The organism is Candidatus Nanohalococcus occultus, assembly GCF_029207735.1.
GTDB classification, from domain to species: domain Archaea; phylum Nanohalarchaeota; class Nanosalinia; order Nanosalinales; family Nanosalinaceae; genus Nanohalococcus; species Nanohalococcus occultus.
Map to the genome: position 1 here is coordinate 28344 of NZ_CP104395.1, position 17784 is coordinate 46127.

Here is a 17784-nt window from a genome sequence, read left to right on the forward strand (position 1 = left end):
TTGGGACGATGGGAAATACAAAAATGTTGGCTCTGACAGCACTGCTCTCACTTGCGCTTATAGCGCCAGCGGCATCGATTGTGGCAGGTCCGGGCGGAGATCCATACGACTGCGGGGACTGCGATAGCGCTTACCCTACAGGCGATGACGGTTCGGATGATGGTTCGTGGTCTGGTGGCGATACCGAGACCAATGATGGGACGGATAGTGGTGGAGCTGACACATCTGATGGTTCGGATGATGGTTCGTGGTCTGGTGATGATTCGGAGACTAATGATGGGACTGACAGTTCCGACGACGACACTGACAGTTCAACGGAGACGGAACAAGACTGGTCTGGTGATGATTCGGAGACTAATGATGGGACAGATACTTCTAGCCCTGATTCTGGTTCGGAGGATGATGGTTCGTGGTCTGGTGATGATTCGGAGACTAATGATGGAACGGATACCTCTGATTCCGATTCAACGGATACAGATGAAGACATAGGAACAGATGACGGCGGTTCGGACTCTACAGACGATACTTCTGAGGAAGATAGCACTGACACTTCCGGAGAGTCCGATACTGACGATGAAGCCGGCGGCAGCTCTGGAGGAGGTTCCACTGGCGGCGGATCAACTGGTGGAGGCACCGGTGACGGCGATGGAGATTCTGGTTCCGGCGACTCTGGTTCTGGAGATGGATCGACTGGAGGAGGCGATTCAGGTGATTCCAACGATGATCCGGCTGTAAGCTTTACTTTCAGCCCTTCGAATCCGGAGCCAGGCCAGGAGGTTACGTTCACGGCTGATGCTTCGGACTCGGATGGTTCTATTCAGTCGATTGAATGGGATCTTGACGATGATGGTGCCTTCGACGATGCGACAGGTGAGACCGCTAAGAGAAGCTTTAGCTCTGAAGGTGACTACAAGGTCACTGTCCGTGCTACCGACGATGACGGTGCGGAAAATACAATCTCTGATACAGTCATGGTTAGAGCTGACAGCGGTTCAGATAGCGATGACGACGATGAAGATGACGGTGATTCCAGCGGAGGATCCGGTGGCGGCTCAGTTGGCGGCGGCGAGATTATAATCGGCAGCCCCGAGCCGTCCATGAATGTGGCTCTCTCAAGTGATACGGTTGAGTACAACCAGCCTGTAACTGTCTCAGGTAGCTTCGAGAACGTTGATTCGCCTAGACAGGTAACAGTCTACTTCGGCGGGCAGCAGGTCTCGACACTTAGCTCGGCGGATACTTTTTCAACCAGCTTCGAGGCCAACATTGTTGGAGAAAACGAGGTCCGGGTTGTATCCGGCGAACTAGAAAAGACAATGGTTCTAAATGTCAATCCAGCCGTAAGAATTGACGGAATCAACGCTCAGACATTTCTCCGACCTTCGGAAAGACATGAGGTGTGTGTGGAGATAACAGCTCCATCAAGCACCGAAGTACAGCTTTACGAGAACGATGAACTAGTAGGAACCAGAAACACCGGCGATGTCGCATGTTTCACACGGATCGCACCCGAAGACAGTAACTCAGTTACATACCGAGCTGTAGCAACTTCAGGCTCGGCAAGGGATGTGGAGGAAAAAACTATCTCGGTCATACCTGAGGAAACAGGGACTCAGCCGAGCAACACGCCAACTGGAGGTTTCTTCTCGGAGACGTCCAATATCGCGCTCTCAATAGCCGCCATACTGCTAGCTATCTTAGCAGCAGTCGGCTACAGGAAAAGAGAGCAACTCAAAACTTACGTTTCAGGCATCAGAGCCTGAAACAACTTTTCTCTATCTTTCTATACGAGAATAACAGTAGAAGGTGCCTAAACCGGTTGCGAGCGCCCCTCCGAGTTCTCCGAATCCGCTGGCCGCATCAATAACTTTCGGCGCGTACTCAATTAGTTTTTGAGCGTCTTGCTGTAGGTAAGGAGCTGCTTTAGATGCGTCGGTAACTGTGGCGGCGAAACCTGTGGAAAAAGCAAGTGTGGCGGCTTTGTAGCCTAGGTTCTTCTGGTAATTGCTTTCTGTGCTTTGGCTGTGTTTGCTGGTTTCGTTTTCATCACTTAGAAGGCTGTTTATCGATTCTTCGTTGCCTTCGAGAGTCACTGAGAGTTCGTTGTTTTCAGGTTCTTCGTCTTCATCGAGGTAGGATAGTATATCAGAACTCATTACAGGTCGTTGTATTATTTTTTCAATACGTTTCTCAATTTAAACCCGGTATACGGAATATTACATGTTGAAGAATATATTTGGGGTGCTGTCGGTTTGTCTAGAGGTAAAATTCGAATCCTCCGTCCCGGACAGCTTCTTCTTCCAGATCGCTTTCAAGGGCGGAAAGTTTCCCTTCCGCGTATTTTTTGATCTCGGATGTGTTGAAGTATCGGCCGGCCTTACTTCCGCTGTTACCCAGGACGTACAGCTCCATGCCGATAAACTGGTCGTCACGTTCATCTGCTCCGCCTATATCGAAGACTGGTTCTCCGAGATCGTAGGCTATCTCGAAGCTGTTTTTGAACGGCTGGCTGATGTTGTTGATGTACTCTGCGCGCAGATCCTTGGCAAGGTATTGTCTGATATCCCGGGTTTCTCCTGAGGCTTTTATTCCCATGCGCATCGTCGCATAATGGTTGTTTCCGATCAGTCGAGATATCTCGTCTTCATCTCCGACTAGCCTAGGGTTTCTTTCCATCGCCGACAGTATCTCATCGTCTCTGAAGTAAAAAGTATCCATCAAAACCTTGTTCTGGGTTTCCCGGACGGTCGGGCCTGAAAGCTCCTGTTCGGCCTGATCGTGGATTGCCTGTGCGGTTTCTTCAAGCAGAGGCGCCGAATACGTCACGAACGGCAGATCCTCTTCGAGCTGGAAAGGAAGCCCGCCAGGTGCTTTTATCCGAAATCGTCCCCAGTCAGTGTAATCTGGGTCCGGTGCGCTACATCCTGCCAGCGCTGTCAGCCCTAAAGCGCCTGCGCCAGCAAGTAGTTTTCTTCGCGTGGTTTCTTTACCTTCAAGGTAGTCAGATATGTCTTCGAGTCTTTCCATTTTTCTTCGGTTCCAATTATTTGTTTCTGGTTTTTCGGGTTCGGTTTTCTAATAAGTAAAAAAAGAATATGTGAAGCGCCTATCTACACGATAGGCACTAATTGGACGATGAATGCTACCATTGCTGTTAGCATGTTGATCATCGACTGGAAGATTCCAGCGGATGTTCGTGGGTTGTCCGATAGGTCGCCAGCTGTTGAGTCAGTTCCATCGCCTGTTACGGTGATGATGCCTGTCTGAACATCTCTGTCGCCCTCCACGTTAGCTACGACGTTGACTGTGTGTGTTCCCTGAGATAGGTCTACCTCGAAACATACACGGCCTGTGCCGGTCTGGCTAGCTACTTCTACGCCATCAACTGTCAGGATTACGTCTGGGTTTGCTGCTGATGATACATCAGCGCAGATATCGACGTTTCTTCCCGAGTCAACGGTCGCTGGTAGGTCCAGGTTGCTTACCTCTACTGAGGTTGTTACGTACAGCTGTCTTTCAACAGATGCTTCGCGCGTTCTGATCTCAACTGTGTGTTCTCCTGCTGTTTCCGCGGTGAACTGTGTGCTGAAATCGTATGCGTCGTTCAGTCGTGTGGTCTGTACAAGTTCTCCATCGACGTAGATGTCAATGTCTCGTACTCGTGGGTATTCTACATGACCTGTTACATCGACTGTCTGCCCTACTGCTACTGTTTCAGGTATGTCAACGCTGATCACAGGTTCTAGTACCTGTACGTCGGCTCTGTGGATTTCTCCGCCGCCGCTACCGCCTCTTGACGAGCTGCTATCTGTTTCTGATGAGCTGTCAGAGGTATCTCGGTCGTCATCGTTGGTTGCGGACTCTCCGTCCCACGTGCTGGCTGTAGATCCGCCGTCATCGTTGTTCGTGGCTGATCCACCGTCCCACTTGGTGGCTGATCCGTCATTGTCGTTCGTAGCACTTCCGCCATCCCATCCATTGGTGGATGAGGTGCTGGTGTCAGTGTTGGAATCGGATCCGCCGTCATCGTTGTTTGTAGCGGATGCTCCGTCCCAGTCCTGCGCCATCCCTGTCCCTGTGACAACGAGTAGCGATACCAGTATGACGAAAAGTGAGCTGATGAGATTTTTCTTCATCATTTATTCACCTTTAGTCTCTCAACGCGTGAGAGGGGTTTAGTTCCCTCCACTGTACGTTGGGTTGCTATCGAAGATCAGATCCCATTCTGCTTCGTCAGCCATATCGTCGTATGCTGATGAGCTGTGTCCGAAAAGCTCCTGCTGTGTTACTTCGATACCAGATACTCCTGGAGCAGGTTCCATGGTTTCTCTCGAACCTGAAAGATCTGTGTGGAGTTCTGCGTAGTCAGCGTTCATAGGGAACTCATCTACTTCGAAGCTTCTCCATTCACGGTCTCCGTGGTCAAGAGCGTAAACAGTCCCGTCTTCCTGTAGGTATAGCTCGTCAGATACGTCTCCGACAACTCCAATTCCTTCAGGTGTGTCTGCGGTTTCTCCTGCTGTAGGGTCTGTTACCGCTGCTCCGCCTGCTGCCCAGTCGATTGCGTATCCGTCGCCGTCTAGGGCTTCAGCTGCTGCGTAACCTACTACTGCTGTTTGTCCGACAAGAGATAGGAATCCTCTTCGGCTTAGATCTCCTGCTGCAGGTTTGTTAAGGAAATCTGCTTCTTCGAAATCTGTTTCTTTGTCCTCGTCAGTTACCTTGTGGAAATTGACGTAGGAATCTTTGATGTTTGATAATCTTTCTCTTATTGAGAGTCTTTCTTCTTCGCTTACAGCTTCTAGACTTCGTTCGACGTCGTCCATTCCGCTGCGGTCTTCTGTTGACATTGTATTTTAGTCACCAAGTTGGTAGATGCCGCTGGCGCCTTAATATAAGAATTACGAACAGAAATAGGCTTTCAGAAAGCGTTATTCGAATAGATGTGATCTAGTAGATACTTTGGGGTTGTATAGAAAACAAGGGTTTTAGCACAGTGTCTTTAGCGTTTTCAGTTGCTAAAGCCTGCGCTTAAAATCCTTTTCAGGGCGTCTTCAAGCGTTTCATCTGTCTTTACAAGCTGGTCTTCGGTTACTTCAACTACGAATCCGGAGGTGATGTTTGGAGCTGTAGGTACGAAGACGACTTTCCGTCCGTCCTTGCTACAGTTACCTGTCTGGAAACCGGTGAACTGAACGCCGTTGAAATCGATTTTCACAGGGTGTTTGAAGTCATCTTTCTTCCGGAAGACGGTATCTGCCGCGGTCTTCGTAATTGTATAGACCGAGGATATCAAAGGTATCTGTAGAAAGATCAGATCCATTCTGCTCTCCAGCATCGAACCCTTACGGGTGGAGAAAAGCTTGCCGGTGCCTATGATCAGTACGCTTCCTAATACTACTATAAGGCTGCCTTTGATCAGGTGGTTCAGTACGGGGTAGGGTGTGATCTGGAAGAACTCGTTTCCAGGGATCGAGCCCACAATCTGTAGAAGCCAGGATGCTAAAAGAAAGTTCGCAGCTAAAGGAGTAAGAACAATTATTCCTACCACTGCTAGACGTTTGAAATTTCCAACAGAGCTTACTGTATGGCTTGAAGTATCTATACTGGTTTTTAAAGAGTTAAAGCTGTTTTTCATGTTTATATACGACCTCGTCCTTTACAAAAATAATTCAGCTAATTAAAACAGTTAGCTATAGCGAATAGTACAGGTAACAGGATATATGATGCCATATATTTGACAGCAGACAGGGGTTTCTGCTAGTCCAGTTTGTTCTCTGAAAGACGTTTTCTCTTCGCGTCAGGTCCTAAGATCTCACCGATCAGCTTCAAATGTGCGGCCTGTAAGTGCTGGAAGAGCGTTGAGTCACTTATCCCTATTTTTGAGGAAAGCTCCTTGGCGGTTACTTTTCGCGGGTTGTCATAGTAGCCAGATGTGTAGGCGGATTTTAAGGCTGAAAACTGTTTTTCCGTTAGCCCCCAGTCTCTGCTTTCTGTGGTGGATATAATCTTTTTCGAGCTAAGGAACTCTTTTTTCAAAACTTTCCAGTCCTCTGAAATGCCGTTTAAAACGTCGTAAAGTGCTTGTTTTTCGGCATCACTTGCTATCTGGATGGTCATTCGAAGCTTTCTATCGTCTATATCTATTCCGCATATCATTCCGCCCGCATCCAGTATGCCTCGTAGCCGGTCGTTCGTTGTCGTGATTTCGAAGTAACCTGTCTCGGTTATAGAGTAGTTTTCCACGATTTCAAGTTTATCTAGAGCGCTAGAAAGCTTCTCAGAGTCCTCATACTTTAACATATATTTGTTACTGTTTTCTTCTAGAGGCACGAACTTCTCGACCTTTATCCCGCCGTCAAGGCCTCCAAGTGAAGAAAGCAACACTCTCTGTGTCGGAACATTTACGGTAAGCTCCAGGATTTTCTCCGCATAAACCAAAGCTTCCTGTCTTTCATCCTTGATCAAAACTCCTAGAACTTCTGCTAGGATCTCCAAGGAGTTTAACTCCTTTTCGGAGATTTCTTTGCCCTCTCCAGGAAAGATCATCAGAACTCTGTAAACCAGGTTATTGTAGTTTATAGGGATAGCTATGAAACGCTCTCCCAGTGGATTTTCTCGGCTATCTACGATCTCTGATTCGCGCCAGGCTTTTTCTATCCCAAGCTCCTCGGGTCTCGGCGACTCGAAAATCTCTTTCTGTCTGGCTTCCATCTCTCCTGCCAGATGTCTAAGGCTGTTTTCAGATGTTTTCCTACATATACAGACATTCTCGTATGTATCGTTGTCTAGAAGTTCACACAGCTCGACTTCAAGCTGTCTCGTGTCTCTCCCGGCATTTGAACTTAGATGGGATATCGCTTTACACACTTTTTCTGTCCGTTTTACGGCGTCAAAGTCTCTTTTTGTCCTTTTCATGATTTCCTATCGTTGCCTGTAACTCTCTGTACGATATTAAAGGCAGTTCCAACTATAACTCTGAACACGCAGCTTTATCTTTGTTTCGATAACTCTTAATTTGGAGTTAAGGCGCTGCTAACCGGGTTTAGGAGTGCTTTCATACCTAAGAGCGTTTATAAGATGAGCTTTATGTTCCCTGGATATCGAGGTAGTTTGTATAATAGTTATAACGGGTAATATAGGGTTGAAGGCGATAGTAGAATGATAGACAATAGTTCGGAAATACAGAAACTTTTCCTGAAAGAAAAACCTGCGCGAGCTTTAGTAGCTCTCAGACAGTCCCGTGAGGAAATGTATCTCAGACTGGTCTCGAAGAAAATCGACTGTACCTACGCTCACACTGTAAAGATAATAGCTATGATGAAAGAGCATGGACTTGTAAAAGTGCGAAAACAGGGCAGAAAAAAGATCTTAGAGCTGACTGAAGACGGAGAGCGTTATGCCGACTGCCTCGTAAGCATGCAGGATATCGAGCGAGGAATGCGCTTCGACATCAACGTCGATAGAGAACTCGCACAAAACGCTTAACTTCTTTCTCAAGTCGTGGCAACGTTCCGCCACGCTATCTTATATTATTTCGCTTCTAGAATTGTTCTCACAGTCCTGTATTAATGTATACGTTCTATAATCTCTATTTGTATTGTTATCTTTGTTCTACTGCCTTATATGCGGGGCAATGAGTATACATGGAGGTATTTCCATTAGTGTACCTGAGGTCAGTGACCATGGAGCCAACGCACAAGACGCCTACAGAAATTTTCGTCAAAGAAAAGCCTGTTATGGCGCTTTTAGTGATTTATGAAGCAGAATCCGAGATATACCCGAGTAAAGTCTCCAAAGCTATAGACTCAACTTACTCTCACACTGTGAAGATAATTTCAAAGATGGAAGAGCAAGGAATAGTTGAGACTGAAAAACAAGGCAGAAAACGACTTTTGAAGCTCACAGAGCTGGGCAACTCGTACGCAGAGATACTTCTGAAACTAGTGGACTTAGAAGACGGTTTTCCTTACAGAACACAGCTAGGGAGATCGTACGGGTTTTTCAGCAAGAAAGATTCTGGATCAGAGAACTTTGCGGGATAGCCAAAAAACATAAAGAACACATAATTAGAAGTTTCTAAGAGTCCTAAGAGCTACAGCTACATTTATATGAACTGTGTCTATTTTTAGTACGCTCGTATTTGTTATACTGTGTCGAATATCTTTTATCGTAACTATGGGTTTATATTAGAGACGGTATTTGGTTCTTAGAGGAATCAAAAAAATGTCAACTGAATATGAAAACGATAGTAGATCAAACTCTTCTAGAGGCTCGAACAAAGGATCGGCAACACGTAGAGCATTCCTACAGATGGGAGCAGGAGCCTTAGGTGTTTACGGTCTGCTTGATTTTACAGATAACGGTAAGCTAGATTTAAGCCCGGTGAGAGGGCAGGGCGCTACTTACTCCAGCAGCGGCGGAGATGACTTCATAGGAGGGAGCGCATCAAACAGTAACAACCAGTCCGACGGCGAGGCCTCGGATCCTACGGGAGGGGTTGTTGAGCCTACAGAAACACCGGAGGACAGTTCTCAGACTACTTCTACGCCCGAACCAACCCCGGAGCCAACCCCGACATCCGAGCCGCGGACAACTTCGGAACCGGCCTACAGCTCCGATCTGCCTGATTCTTGTGATAGAATGTACTTACAGGAGGATGGAACGGTTGTAGGAGTGGATATAGAGGACAGACAGTACAGAGTGTTTGAACCGGAAGATTTCCCTGCTAACAGCGGTCTCTCGGCGCTCTACGATGAACTGGAGGACTCGCGTCCACAGACCAATCTACCGGCTGATGTAGGCACGGGTGTAAGAACCACTAGACAGGAAGTCTTCGGGTTCTCAACGGAGGCATACGACGATATGGCCGACGAACTGGAGTGGGATGAGATATGGGATCCATCATCCAGCTCAACCTGCGATTACTAATCACGCAGAGTCAAGGATCTCGACTTCGTATCCTTCCGGATCCTTGACAAAACCGTAGTCGCCAGGACACTCGGCCGGCGGACGGTAATCCTCTCCGCCAGCCTCTACAGCTTTCTCGTAAACCTCTTGAAGCTCTTGATCTTCATCAATTCTGATCGCTATGTGGCCGAAACCATCGCCTTTCTCGTAGTTTTCATCTTCTCCGTGATTGTAAGTTAACTCTATCTCTGCTTCCTGACCTGGAATTCTCAAAAAGTAGAGTGTGAACGTCTCCATCTCCTTTTCTCTCCGTAGCTCGAAGCCGAATGCTTCTCGGTAGAACTCGATTACTTTTTCAGGATCGGAAACTCTCAGCATCGTGTGTGCTAGTTCCATAACATGCTTTTCTCAGATAAACTCTTTGACCTTTTCGAAGAACGATTTTTCCGTTTTTTCATCTCTCCGTAGTTCTTCCAGAACATCTCTCTGCTTGTCCGATAGTTCTTGAGGTATCCCGACATCGATCTTGATGTAGAAGTCTCCGCTCCCTCTCCGAGCCTTCATACCTTTCCCACGAAGCCTCAATACGTCTCCGGGCTGTGTGCCTTCCGGGATCTCGACCTGTAGGTCCCCGTCAGGGTGAGGCACCGTTGATTTGGAGCCAAGGGCGGCATCGCCGACACCGATCTTCAACACGGTGAACAGATCAGAGTTCCGTCTCTCAATCGAGTCGTGTTCTTCTAGTTGAACCATTACGTACAGATCGCCAGCTCTGCCTTTCCGATCCTCATGGCCTTTACCTTGAAGTCTTAGACGCTGGCCGCTGCTGACGCCGGCAGGTATATCGAAAGTAATCTTCTCGTCTTCCTCTACAGTTCCTTTGCCGTTACAATTTTTACAGTCGGTCTCAGGGATTTCTCCCCGGCCATCACAGTTTGGGCATTCGCCAACCGTCTGACTTATGCCGAAAGGAGTTCTCTGCTGTTTTCTGACCTGACCTTGTCCATCGCACTTTCTACAGGTTGAGGTGTTTCCGTCCTCAGCGCCCGAACCATCGCAATCCGAGCATTTTCTCTTCCTGGTAACGTTGTAGGTCTTTTCCACGCCGTTGTAGGCATCTTTAAGCGTGATGGTCGCACTGATCTTCATGTCCTGTCCGCGACTACGGCGCTGACGTCCTCCGCCACCGCCGAACATCTGCTCGAAAAGATCCTGGAAGCTTGAAGCAGCCTGTCTCTGACCTCTACGGGCGTTACCTTCAACACCTTGTTTTCCGAACCTATCGTACTTTCTTTTCTTCTCCTCATCGCTTAGAACATCGTAGGCCTTGTTAATCTTCTTGAACTTCTCCTCGTCGGCAGTATCCTTATTTGAGTCAGGATGGTACTTCTTCGCTTTCTTACGGTAAGCTTTCTTAATCTCTTCCTGAGAAGCGTCTTCACTTACTCCTAGAAGTTCGTAGTATTCTTTCGCCATGAAACTTCTGGAAGTTTCATCACCAGAGAGCGTTCAAGCGAGTTGAACGCACCTCAGTGATCTCGAGATTTTGAAGAACGGGGAGGAGAGGTCTCACTCCTCTTTTTCCTCGTCTACTTCTTCGTAGTCGGCATCGACTACATCATCGCCGCCCTGATTTCCGGGTGCGCCACCGCCCATGTTCATGTTCTGGGCTGCCTGCTGGATCTCCTCTTGGCTCATGTTGCTAGGATCGATTCCTCCAGGTCCTCCGGCTTGATCGCCGTAGATTTCTTTGCCGATCTCCTGAAGCTGGGATTCCACGTCCTCGATCGCTTCCTCAAGGGTTTCCGTTGCTTGTTCGAGGTCTTCGATTTCCTCGACGTCTTCCTTGGTTTCTTCTAGGTCTTCGATTGCCTCCTCGATCTCTGAAACTACGGAATCATCTATCTTCTCACCGTGTTCCTCGATCTGTTCTTCGGCCTGGCTGATCATCTGATCGGCCTTGTTCTTGGCTTCGATAAACTCACGTCTCTTCTTGTCTTCTTCGGCGTGTTTTTCGGCTTCTTCTTTCATCTCCTCGATCTCATCGTCATCAAGCCGTGCCTGATCTTCAATCGTAATTGAAGCTTCCTCGCCGCTTTGCTGTTCTTCAGCGCTTACCTGTAGAATTCCATCGGCGTTGATCTCGAAGGTTACCTCGATCCTTGGCTGACCTGCCGGTGCGGAAGGGATTCCTTCAAGGTTGAACTGTCCGAGAGACTTGTTGTCCGAAGCCATCTCGCGCTCTCCCTGAACAACGTGGACGGTTACAACGCTCTGGTTGTCCTGTGCGGTTGTAAACGTCTTCGATTCTTCTGCTGGAACCGTGGTGTTTTCCTCGATCAGTGTCTCGGTTAGACCGCCCTGAACCTCCACTCCGAGGCTTAGCGGTGCTACGTCTAAGAGAAGAATGTCGTCCATCTCTCCGCTCAGAGAACCTGCCTGGACAGCTGCTCCCTGTGCGACCGCTTCGTCCGGAGAAACGCTTTGATCCGGCTTCTGACCGGTGATCGCCTGTACGTGTTCCTTGACGGCCGGAATCCGGGTTGTACCTCCTACGAGAATTACTTCGTCGATATCGTTCGTCGATACTCCGGCATCGTCCATGGCTTTTTTCGTCGGCTTTGTGGTTCGCTGAATCAGCTCTTCTACGAGTTCCTCGAACTTGCTTCTGGTCAGCTCCTGTTCTAGGTTGTAGGTTTCTCCATCTTCCTGGTGGATGAAAGGTATCTGGATCTTGGTTGATTTCCGGCTTGAAAGCTCTTTTTTGGCTTCCTCGGCGCTTTCCCGGATGCGCTGCATTGCTTCATCGCTCTTGGATAGATCGATCCCGTTCTCCTCTTCGAATTTCTCGAGTACGTATTCGATAATCTTTTGATCGAAGTCGTCTCCTCCAAGCTCGTTGTCTCCCTCGGTTGATTGGACCTCGTAGATGTCGTCTCCGATCTCGAGAACGGTTACATCGAAGGTTCCTCCTCCGAAGTCGTATACGAGAACTGTCTGATCCTTCTGTTCGTCCAGTCCGTAGGCTAGGGATGCTGCGGTCGGTTCGTTAAGTATTCTTTCTACTTCAAGACCTGCGATCTCTCCTGCGTCCTTTGTCGCCTGTCTCTGGGTGTCATCGAAGTGAGCAGGCACTGTGATAACTGCCTTTTCCACTTCCTCGCCGAGCTTGTCTTCCGCATCGGTCTTTAGCTTCTGAAGAATCATCGAGGAAATCTCCTGCGGCGTGTAATCTTCTCCTTCAAGCTCCACGTTGTAGTCTTCGCCCATGTGGCGCTTGATGGATTTAACTGTGTTTTTCTCGTTTGTTAACATCTGGTTTTTCGCTGGCTTCCCTACAAGACGTTCTCCGTCGTCGAACGCAACAATCGAAGGCGTGACTCGTTCACCCTCTGCGTTCTCAAGTATCTGCGGTTCTCCGTCTTTTACAGCTGCTACAGCGCTTCTGGTTGTACCTAGATCGATTCCGATAATTCTTCCCATTTAGTTTGACACCTACTGTTTTTGTGGAAGTAATCAAAACTTTTTAAGCCGACCGGAAGCCCTTGAATACGTAACTGGTCATTCCTCTTCTTTCTTTCCTACAACCACTTCTGACGGTCTCAGAACCTTCTCGCCGAAGTAGTATCCGTTCCGCTTTTCCTCAAGAACCAGGTTGTGTTCCTCGTGTTCCCTGGTCTCAACGGCCTTGTGGTGGTTTGGATCGAACTCTTCACCTTTGGCTTCTATCTTCTCCAAGCCTCTCTTGTTCAGTTTATCGTGTATCTGGTCCGCTACCATTTCTACGCCTTTAACGACCGCTGAGTCTTCATCAGCTGACTGTATCGCCATCTCCAGGTTGTCGATAACTTCCAAGAGGTCTTCAGCCAGATCTTCTTCGGCTTTTTCCTGCCAGCGGTCTTTCCGTTCGTCCTGTTTGGACTTGTAGTTTTCGAAATCGGCCTTGAACTTCTTGGCTTTGGTTTCCCACTCATCGCGGCTTTCCTCCAGCTCTTTGGCCTGTTTTTCCAGCTGTTCGAGGGCTTCTTCTAGTTGTTCTCGGCTTAGTTCTTCGTAGCTCATAATCCAACCAAGAGGCCTCGAAGTTTTTTACCGTGCCTGTGTAAGCTCAAAAATTCTGTAACAAAGGAGTTTTATTCCGGCGGCGCTCAGATGGTTATATGGTCGAAGTAGACGATGAGGTCCGGAAGTCTTCAACAGTGGTCACAAAACATTCTATAGCAATCCCGCTCGATGAATCAAAGTACCGTAAAAGCGATCGAGCCTGGAACTGGGAGAAGATAGTCGATCTTTTCTTCCCTCAGGAACAGTCACCGAAAAGGAACAAGTATGCGAAAATATTTCTCCGTGAACTCAAAGAAGAAGGCGAGATAGACTCGGAGAAGCTAAATGCCTTCGATCAGTGGGGTCATGAGAAAGGAAAGAGTAACCTGAAAAACAACATTCTTCCAAAGCTCCGCAGAGTCGGGATCATAAAGTACGATTACGTCGAGTACAGAAGCCAGAGGGAGGGAAAACAGGGAAGAGAGAAGATCATAAAACCCTGTTCGTCTTTCACCTCGGTTCTGGACTCGATGGCCAATGGCTGGGCGGCCTACGAATCAGCTTCAAGGAACAACTGAAGGTAAAGTAAACGGGAGCGGAGGCCCTGCCTCCGCGGATAAAACTATTATTTTCGTCTCTTCTTCTAGTTTAAAGTGTCGTTGCTGCTGTGACTATTGCTTCTGAGTGAAGCGTTACCTGTTCTGACCGTTCCTGATCTTGGGCGGCAAGTTCTGCTTCGAACTGTCGTGTGTTCGCATCCATTGTTTGATCATCCTCTTTTTGTGTTTGTACGTGGTGTTGAGCGTCTTGAAATTTTCCAGCGCCGGCCCATACCTTGCAAGCATGAACCGGCGTTAATTCGGAGCCTGTATCGATGCAAGGACGACAGGTTAAGCTCCGAGTCCAGTTTTGTTGAGTTTCGCGGTCGGCGCGTTGGTCCAAGTCAGGACCAAGGCTTCATCCCACTCTACTCTAGGATAATATTGTAGAAAGCCTTGGCCTTGTGGTTATAGGTAAATCTCCCCAGATCCACGGACATCCAAACGTTTCTAGGGAATGCGGTTTGAGTAACCAAGGCCATGTTTTCAGGTCAATATTAACGCGGCCGGTTTAAAAATGTTCGTGTTGATTAAAGATGTGGCTCGTAGATCTCCTTACGTAAAGCTGTGTGAACATGCTCTAAAAGCCGTTTGAGGTTCTCCGCATCGTACTGGTTGTACTTTACAAGTTTCTCAAGAGCAGCTTCGTTCCCGTTTTTCTCGTATTTTTTCCACAGCCGGACGGCTTCCCGGCCGTTAACGTCTTCGACGTCTTCTCTTGCTATACCGACCTGTTTTTCAATCGGCTTCAGTCCTCCGGAAAGCCCGATCCTTTTACAGGCATACATCAAATCGATATGCGGTTTGTCAAATGAGACATCGAAGTTATGCTCTAGGAATGGCTGGTCGAAACGTTTGCCGTTGAACGATACGAATATGTCGGATTCGAATATTTCCTGACGCAGGTTTTCTGCGGTCAGATCGTCTCCGCGCACTAGGGTCTTTGACTCGCCGTTCCGGTAGAAACTTACTGTGGTGACCTTGTTCCTGTTTTTATCCAGTCCTGTGGTCTCAATGTCGTAGAAACAGGCGTTTTCACTGAAATTATTGTATAGGCGCCAGAAGTACTTCGAGTCGATCTGGTTGTTGAAAAATGGAGTGTTGTTTACTTCGAGATTCTTTTTGGCCTTTTGTATGAACTCGGTGGCTTTCGTGCGCTGACCTGCTGTAACATGGTCGGTCTCCTCTATCTGATCCCAGTGGTTTACTCCGTTTTTCCAGAGTTTTCTTTCGGTTTTCTCTCCGAAACCAGGTATCACGATAAAGCTGTTTTCTAACTTCACTAAAGAAAAATAGAAAGAGGAAAAGTTAAGACTATGGCCTCCCTTACTGGGAAGCTCTTACGTCTTCTGCCTGGACTGTCTTTCGACCAGCGTGTCCAGCGAATTCCTTAGCTTCTCGCGCTCTGTCTTCAGCGTGACTTTCTAGCTCATCTCTAAGCTCTCTAACTGCGTCTTCTGAAACTCTGTGTGCGCCTGCCTGCTTGATAATTCGCTTTACTGGTGCGAGTGGTAGTTCTGCCATTGTAATCTCACCTCGTAGTGTTGTATCCAACTATCTAACATTAGTCTTACTCCCTATAAAAATCTTTGCTGTTTTCGGGTCTTTTTCAGCTTATGAAGGTTTCTCAGCCCGTGGATTTTCGATCAAAGTCTTTCGAAAGCCCTGAACACTCAGAAGTCTGATGAAGACACACAGGATCATTTCAGTCGAACGTATATTTGCTGGTTGAGTTAGAAACTGGTTGAGTTCCCGGACCGGAAGGTTTCAAGGATTCAAACAGCGCTTCGAACTTCACTGGATCTTCATGTCATCTACTTAACAGTCAGCAGGCAAAGTTTGGGTATGCGGAAAACTGCGCGTGTAGTCGATGCCGATTACAGGATAGATGGCGATAAACCGGTTGTAAGGCTTTTCTGTGAGTCCTCGGAAGGCAGTTTCGTAGCGGTTGATAGAGATATCAGGCCCTACTTTTACGCGCTAGGAGATGACTTAGAAGAGATAAAGAAAGAAATCTCAGGTGGATTCGAAGAGGAAGACGAAGAGCTTCCGGTAATTGATACAGAGATAGTAGAGCGAACGGATCTCAACCAGGAGATTGAGGCGCTGAAAGTATACACAACGGTTCCGCCGAAAATACCGAAGCTGCGCAGACAGGTCGCACAGCTCAAAGAGGTCTCGGATACCCGAGAGTTCGATATACCGTTCTACAAGAGATACCTGATAGACAACGAGATCACGCCCGCGAGAACTTTGGAACTAGAGCTTTCAGACGATGAAGAGTACGATTACGCGCTGGAAAAAGTACGTGGACTGGTTGAAGAGGAGCTAGAACATTCGACAGCGGCTTTCGATCTTGAAGTAATTGATGATGAGATAATAATGGCGGCTTTCCGGACGGACACAGAGGAAAAACTGTTTACTACCGCAGATATCGAACTGGGGTTTGTTGAAACCTTGGAATCCGAAGAGCAGCTACTAAAGCGATTCAAGGAATACATCAAAGACGAAGACTTCGAGATAATAACTGGTTATAACACCGACGAGTACGACTTCAAGAGGCTTAGAGAACGGTTTGAAAAATATAATTTGACTCTTGATATCGGCCGACTGGACGAGAGAATGAAGTTCGATCGCAGAGGTCGTTTTTCCAGCGCTAGGGTCAAAGGCAGAATGCATCTAGATCTTTACCCGTTTATATCTCATGTGATGGCGCCCGGACTTGAATCCGAGACATTAGACCTTGATTCGGTCGCTGAAGAGCTTCTTGGACGGAAAAAAGATGATGTGTCCTTCGAGCAGATGAAAGACTGGTGGCGCAACCAGCAAAATCTTGAGGAGTTTGCTAAATACGCTTTGAAGGATGCGGATCTGGCCTACGAGCTTGCTGAGGAAATAGTGCCGCAGATAATGGAGCTTTCGCGTATAACGGGTTTGATACCGTTCGATGCCTCTCGGCTAACATATGGTCAGCTGACTGAGAACTATCTTCTGCGTGAGGCCTTCAACCGGGACATGATCTCGCCTAACCGTCCTTTCCGAGATGAGCGTCAGAAACGGCGGCGACAGGGTGCGTACTCCGGAGGATTTGTTTACTCGCCGGAACCTGGGCTTTACGATGAGATAGCTCTTTTGGACTTCAAATCCCTGTATCCTACGGTTATGGTCTCGCACAACATTTCCCCGGATACTTTGGATGTTGAAGGCTGTGAGGAAAGCTTCGAGCTTGAGGAGTTCGATTACGAGTTCTGTCAGGATGAACAGGGCTTTTTCCCGGAGCTGATAGAGAGCTTGATAGAGGAAAGGACCGAAATCAAGAACAAGCTTGAGAATATTGAAAACGGCGGTAAAAAACATAAATCGCTTGATAGCCGTCAGCGCGCACTGAAAATTTTGGCAAACTCGTTTTACGGTTATCTCGGCTATGAAGGCGCACGCTGGTACTCCAGAGAGGCCGCTGAAGCAACAACTTATCTTGGCCGTGAGTACATACAGGATGCGGTAAAACACTCTGAGGAGGAAGGATTCGAGGTTGTTTATGGAGACACTGACTCGGTGTTTTTGCGCAAGCAGGATCTGAAAAACGAGATCGAAGGATTCCTGGAGAATGTAAACGCCGAGTTACCATCGTTCATGGAATTAGAGCTTGAAGGATACTTCAAGAGAGGGTTTTTCACCTCAACTGACTCCGGAGAAGGAGCGAAAAAGAAGTACGCATTGCTCGGAGAGGATGGCTCGATGAAGATAACAGGCTTCGAGCAGGTAAGACGTGACTGGAGTCCTATAGCCAAAGAGACCCAAGAGAAGGTTTTGAGAAAGGTTCTGGAAAACGAGCCAGAGGCCGCAGCTGAGATCGTCAAAGAGACGATAGAGGAGTTAAATGACGGCAAGGTCGATGTGGAGAAACTGAAGATATATACTACCTTGACCAAGGAGCCGGAAGAGTACGGCTCTACAGCGCCGCACGTTGAAGCCGTTAAAAAAGCACGGAAGAGAGGAGAGGAGATAAAACCGGAGACAACAGTTGCCTACGTAATAACGCGGGGCGGCGGAACAATATCCTCGAGAGCTGAGCTTGTAAAATACGCCGATAGCTACGATGCCGAATACTATATTGACAACCAGATAATACCGGTATCTCTCAGGGCTTTGAAGGTCTTTGGATACACGGAAGACCAGCTCAAGGGAAAGGGCAAGCAAAGCGGTCTAGGCCGGTTCGGCGGATGAACTT

General features: G+C 47.9%; 18 protein-coding genes. 6 read left to right on the top strand and 12 right to left on the bottom strand.

The window, feature by feature from the left end; genetic code table 11:
- Nucleotides 1-8 precede the first annotated feature (8 nt).
- The gene (locus SVXnc_RS00175) at nucleotides 9-1763 is read left to right on the top strand and encodes a PKD domain-containing protein (protein WP_347721939.1); all 1755 of its coding nucleotides are present in this window, start codon (nucleotides 9-11) and stop codon (nucleotides 1761-1763) included.
- 12 nt (nucleotides 1764-1775) lie between these two features.
- Here the strand turns inward: SVXnc_RS00175 and SVXnc_RS00180 are convergent, their stop codons facing one another.
- The 6 genes from SVXnc_RS00180 to SVXnc_RS00205 form a co-directional block, all read right to left on the bottom strand.
- Entirely contained in the window at nucleotides 1776-2156 is a 381-nt protein-coding gene (locus SVXnc_RS00180; protein WP_347721940.1) for a hypothetical protein, read from the bottom strand.
- 100 nt (nucleotides 2157-2256) lie between these two features.
- Complete coding sequence (locus tag SVXnc_RS00185) at nucleotides 2257-3027, bottom strand: hypothetical protein (RefSeq protein WP_347721941.1); 771 nt, start codon at nucleotides 3025-3027, stop codon at nucleotides 2257-2259.
- Between the two features lie 83 nt (nucleotides 3028-3110).
- Complete coding sequence (locus SVXnc_RS00190; RefSeq protein ID WP_347721942.1) at nucleotides 3111-4136, bottom strand: hypothetical protein; 1026 nt, start codon at nucleotides 4134-4136, stop codon at nucleotides 3111-3113.
- Nucleotides 4137-4175: 39 nt separating this feature from the next.
- Complete coding sequence (locus SVXnc_RS00195) at nucleotides 4176-4850, bottom strand: hypothetical protein (protein ID WP_347721943.1); 675 nt, start codon at nucleotides 4848-4850, stop codon at nucleotides 4176-4178.
- A 161-nt stretch (nucleotides 4851-5011) separates the two neighbouring features.
- Complete coding sequence (locus SVXnc_RS00200) at nucleotides 5012-5638, bottom strand: DUF502 domain-containing protein (RefSeq protein WP_347721944.1); 627 nt, start codon at nucleotides 5636-5638, stop codon at nucleotides 5012-5014.
- A gap of 122 nt (nucleotides 5639-5760) precedes the next feature.
- Nucleotides 5761-6918 (bottom strand): helix-turn-helix domain-containing protein, encoded by a 1158-nt coding sequence (locus tag SVXnc_RS00205; protein ID WP_347721945.1) that lies wholly within the window; start codon nucleotides 6916-6918, stop codon nucleotides 5761-5763.
- A gap of 243 nt (nucleotides 6919-7161) precedes the next feature.
- Between SVXnc_RS00205 and SVXnc_RS00210 the strand changes: the two genes are divergently transcribed.
- The 3 genes from SVXnc_RS00210 to SVXnc_RS00220 all read left to right on the top strand — a co-directional run bounded on the left by SVXnc_RS00210 (nucleotide 7162) and on the right by SVXnc_RS00220 (nucleotide 8931).
- Nucleotides 7162-7488 carry a winged helix DNA-binding protein gene (locus tag SVXnc_RS00210; protein WP_347721946.1) on the top strand — a complete coding sequence of 109 codons (327 nt, stop codon included), beginning with the start codon at nucleotides 7162-7164 and terminating at the stop codon, nucleotides 7486-7488.
- Nucleotides 7489-7685: 197 nt separating this feature from the next.
- On the top strand, nucleotides 7686-8045 hold the full coding sequence (locus SVXnc_RS00215; protein WP_347721947.1) for a winged helix-turn-helix domain-containing protein: 360 nt from the start codon (nucleotides 7686-7688) through the stop codon (nucleotides 8043-8045).
- Nucleotides 8046-8226: 181 nt separating this feature from the next.
- On the top strand, nucleotides 8227-8931 hold the full coding sequence (locus SVXnc_RS00220; RefSeq protein WP_347721948.1) for a hypothetical protein: 705 nt from the start codon (nucleotides 8227-8229) through the stop codon (nucleotides 8929-8931).
- Here the strand turns inward: SVXnc_RS00220 and SVXnc_RS00225 are convergent, their stop codons facing one another.
- The 4 genes from SVXnc_RS00225 to SVXnc_RS00240 form a co-directional block, all read right to left on the bottom strand.
- The gene (locus SVXnc_RS00225) at nucleotides 8932-9306 is read right to left on the bottom strand and encodes a VOC family protein (protein WP_347721949.1); all 375 of its coding nucleotides are present in this window, start codon (nucleotides 9304-9306) and stop codon (nucleotides 8932-8934) included.
- Nucleotides 9307-9318: 12 nt separating this feature from the next.
- Entirely contained in the window at nucleotides 9319-10386 is a 1068-nt protein-coding gene (gene dnaJ, locus SVXnc_RS00230) for a molecular chaperone DnaJ (RefSeq protein ID WP_347721950.1), read from the bottom strand.
- A gap of 93 nt (nucleotides 10387-10479) precedes the next feature.
- A complete protein-coding gene (gene dnaK, locus SVXnc_RS00235; RefSeq protein ID WP_347721951.1) occupies nucleotides 10480-12393 on the bottom strand; it encodes a molecular chaperone DnaK in 1914 nt (637 codons plus the stop codon).
- Between the two features lie 78 nt (nucleotides 12394-12471).
- Nucleotides 12472-12972 carry a nucleotide exchange factor GrpE gene (locus SVXnc_RS00240; protein WP_347721952.1) on the bottom strand — a complete coding sequence of 167 codons (501 nt, stop codon included), beginning with the start codon at nucleotides 12970-12972 and terminating at the stop codon, nucleotides 12472-12474.
- 98 nt (nucleotides 12973-13070) lie between these two features.
- On the opposite strand from SVXnc_RS00240, the gene SVXnc_RS00245 reads away from it, so the two are divergent.
- The gene (locus SVXnc_RS00245) at nucleotides 13071-13532 is read left to right on the top strand and encodes a hypothetical protein (protein WP_347721953.1); all 462 of its coding nucleotides are present in this window, start codon (nucleotides 13071-13073) and stop codon (nucleotides 13530-13532) included.
- A gap of 551 nt (nucleotides 13533-14083) precedes the next feature.
- On the opposite strand, the gene SVXnc_RS00250 is transcribed toward SVXnc_RS00245, so the two are convergent.
- A complete protein-coding gene (locus SVXnc_RS00250; RefSeq protein WP_347721954.1) occupies nucleotides 14084-14836 on the bottom strand; it encodes a ribonuclease H-like domain-containing protein in 753 nt (250 codons plus the stop codon).
- A 43-nt stretch (nucleotides 14837-14879) separates the two neighbouring features.
- Nucleotides 14880-15077 carry a histone family protein gene (locus tag SVXnc_RS00255; protein WP_347721955.1) on the bottom strand — a complete coding sequence of 66 codons (198 nt, stop codon included), beginning with the start codon at nucleotides 15075-15077 and terminating at the stop codon, nucleotides 14880-14882.
- 321 nt (nucleotides 15078-15398) lie between these two features.
- Between SVXnc_RS00255 and SVXnc_RS00260 the strand changes: the two genes are divergently transcribed.
- Nucleotides 15399-17780, top strand: a complete 2382-nt coding sequence (locus SVXnc_RS00260) for a DNA-directed DNA polymerase (protein ID WP_347721956.1) — start codon at nucleotides 15399-15401, stop codon at nucleotides 17778-17780.
- The last annotated feature ends 4 nt before the right edge of the window (nucleotides 17781-17784 follow it).

Bases quoted from the DNA above. Each gene is read 5' to 3' on its own strand.
- SVXnc_RS00175 (WP_347721939.1), top strand. From the start codon at position 9: ATGGGAAATACAAAAATGTTGGCTCTGACAGCACTGCTCTCACTTGCG.
- SVXnc_RS00180 (WP_347721940.1), bottom strand. From the start codon at position 2,156: ATGAGTTCTGATATACTATCCTACCTCGATGAAGACGAAGAACCTGAA.
- SVXnc_RS00185 (WP_347721941.1), bottom strand. From the start codon at position 3,027: ATGGAAAGACTCGAAGACATATCTGACTACCTTGAAGGTAAAGAAACC.
- SVXnc_RS00190 (WP_347721942.1), bottom strand. From the start codon at position 4,136: ATGAAGAAAAATCTCATCAGCTCACTTTTCGTCATACTGGTATCGCTA.
- SVXnc_RS00195 (WP_347721943.1), bottom strand. From the start codon at position 4,850: ATGTCAACAGAAGACCGCAGCGGAATGGACGACGTCGAACGAAGTCTA.
- SVXnc_RS00200 (WP_347721944.1), bottom strand. From the start codon at position 5,638: ATGAAAAACAGCTTTAACTCTTTAAAAACCAGTATAGATACTTCAAGC.
- SVXnc_RS00205 (WP_347721945.1), bottom strand. From the start codon at position 6,918: ATGAAAAGGACAAAAAGAGACTTTGACGCCGTAAAACGGACAGAAAAA.
- SVXnc_RS00210 (WP_347721946.1), top strand. From the start codon at position 7,162: ATGATAGACAATAGTTCGGAAATACAGAAACTTTTCCTGAAAGAAAAA.
- SVXnc_RS00215 (WP_347721947.1), top strand. From the start codon at position 7,686: ATGGAGCCAACGCACAAGACGCCTACAGAAATTTTCGTCAAAGAAAAG.
- SVXnc_RS00220 (WP_347721948.1), top strand. From the start codon at position 8,227: ATGTCAACTGAATATGAAAACGATAGTAGATCAAACTCTTCTAGAGGC.
- SVXnc_RS00225 (WP_347721949.1), bottom strand. From the start codon at position 9,306: ATGGAACTAGCACACACGATGCTGAGAGTTTCCGATCCTGAAAAAGTA.
- dnaJ (WP_347721950.1), bottom strand. From the start codon at position 10,386: ATGGCGAAAGAATACTACGAACTTCTAGGAGTAAGTGAAGACGCTTCT.
- dnaK (WP_347721951.1), bottom strand. From the start codon at position 12,393: ATGGGAAGAATTATCGGAATCGATCTAGGTACAACCAGAAGCGCTGTA.
- SVXnc_RS00240 (WP_347721952.1), bottom strand. From the start codon at position 12,972: ATGAGCTACGAAGAACTAAGCCGAGAACAACTAGAAGAAGCCCTCGAA.
- SVXnc_RS00245 (WP_347721953.1), top strand. From the start codon at position 13,071: ATGGTCGAAGTAGACGATGAGGTCCGGAAGTCTTCAACAGTGGTCACA.
- SVXnc_RS00255 (WP_347721955.1), bottom strand. From the start codon at position 15,077: ATGGCAGAACTACCACTCGCACCAGTAAAGCGAATTATCAAGCAGGCA.
- SVXnc_RS00260 (WP_347721956.1), top strand. From the start codon at position 15,399: ATGCGGAAAACTGCGCGTGTAGTCGATGCCGATTACAGGATAGATGGC.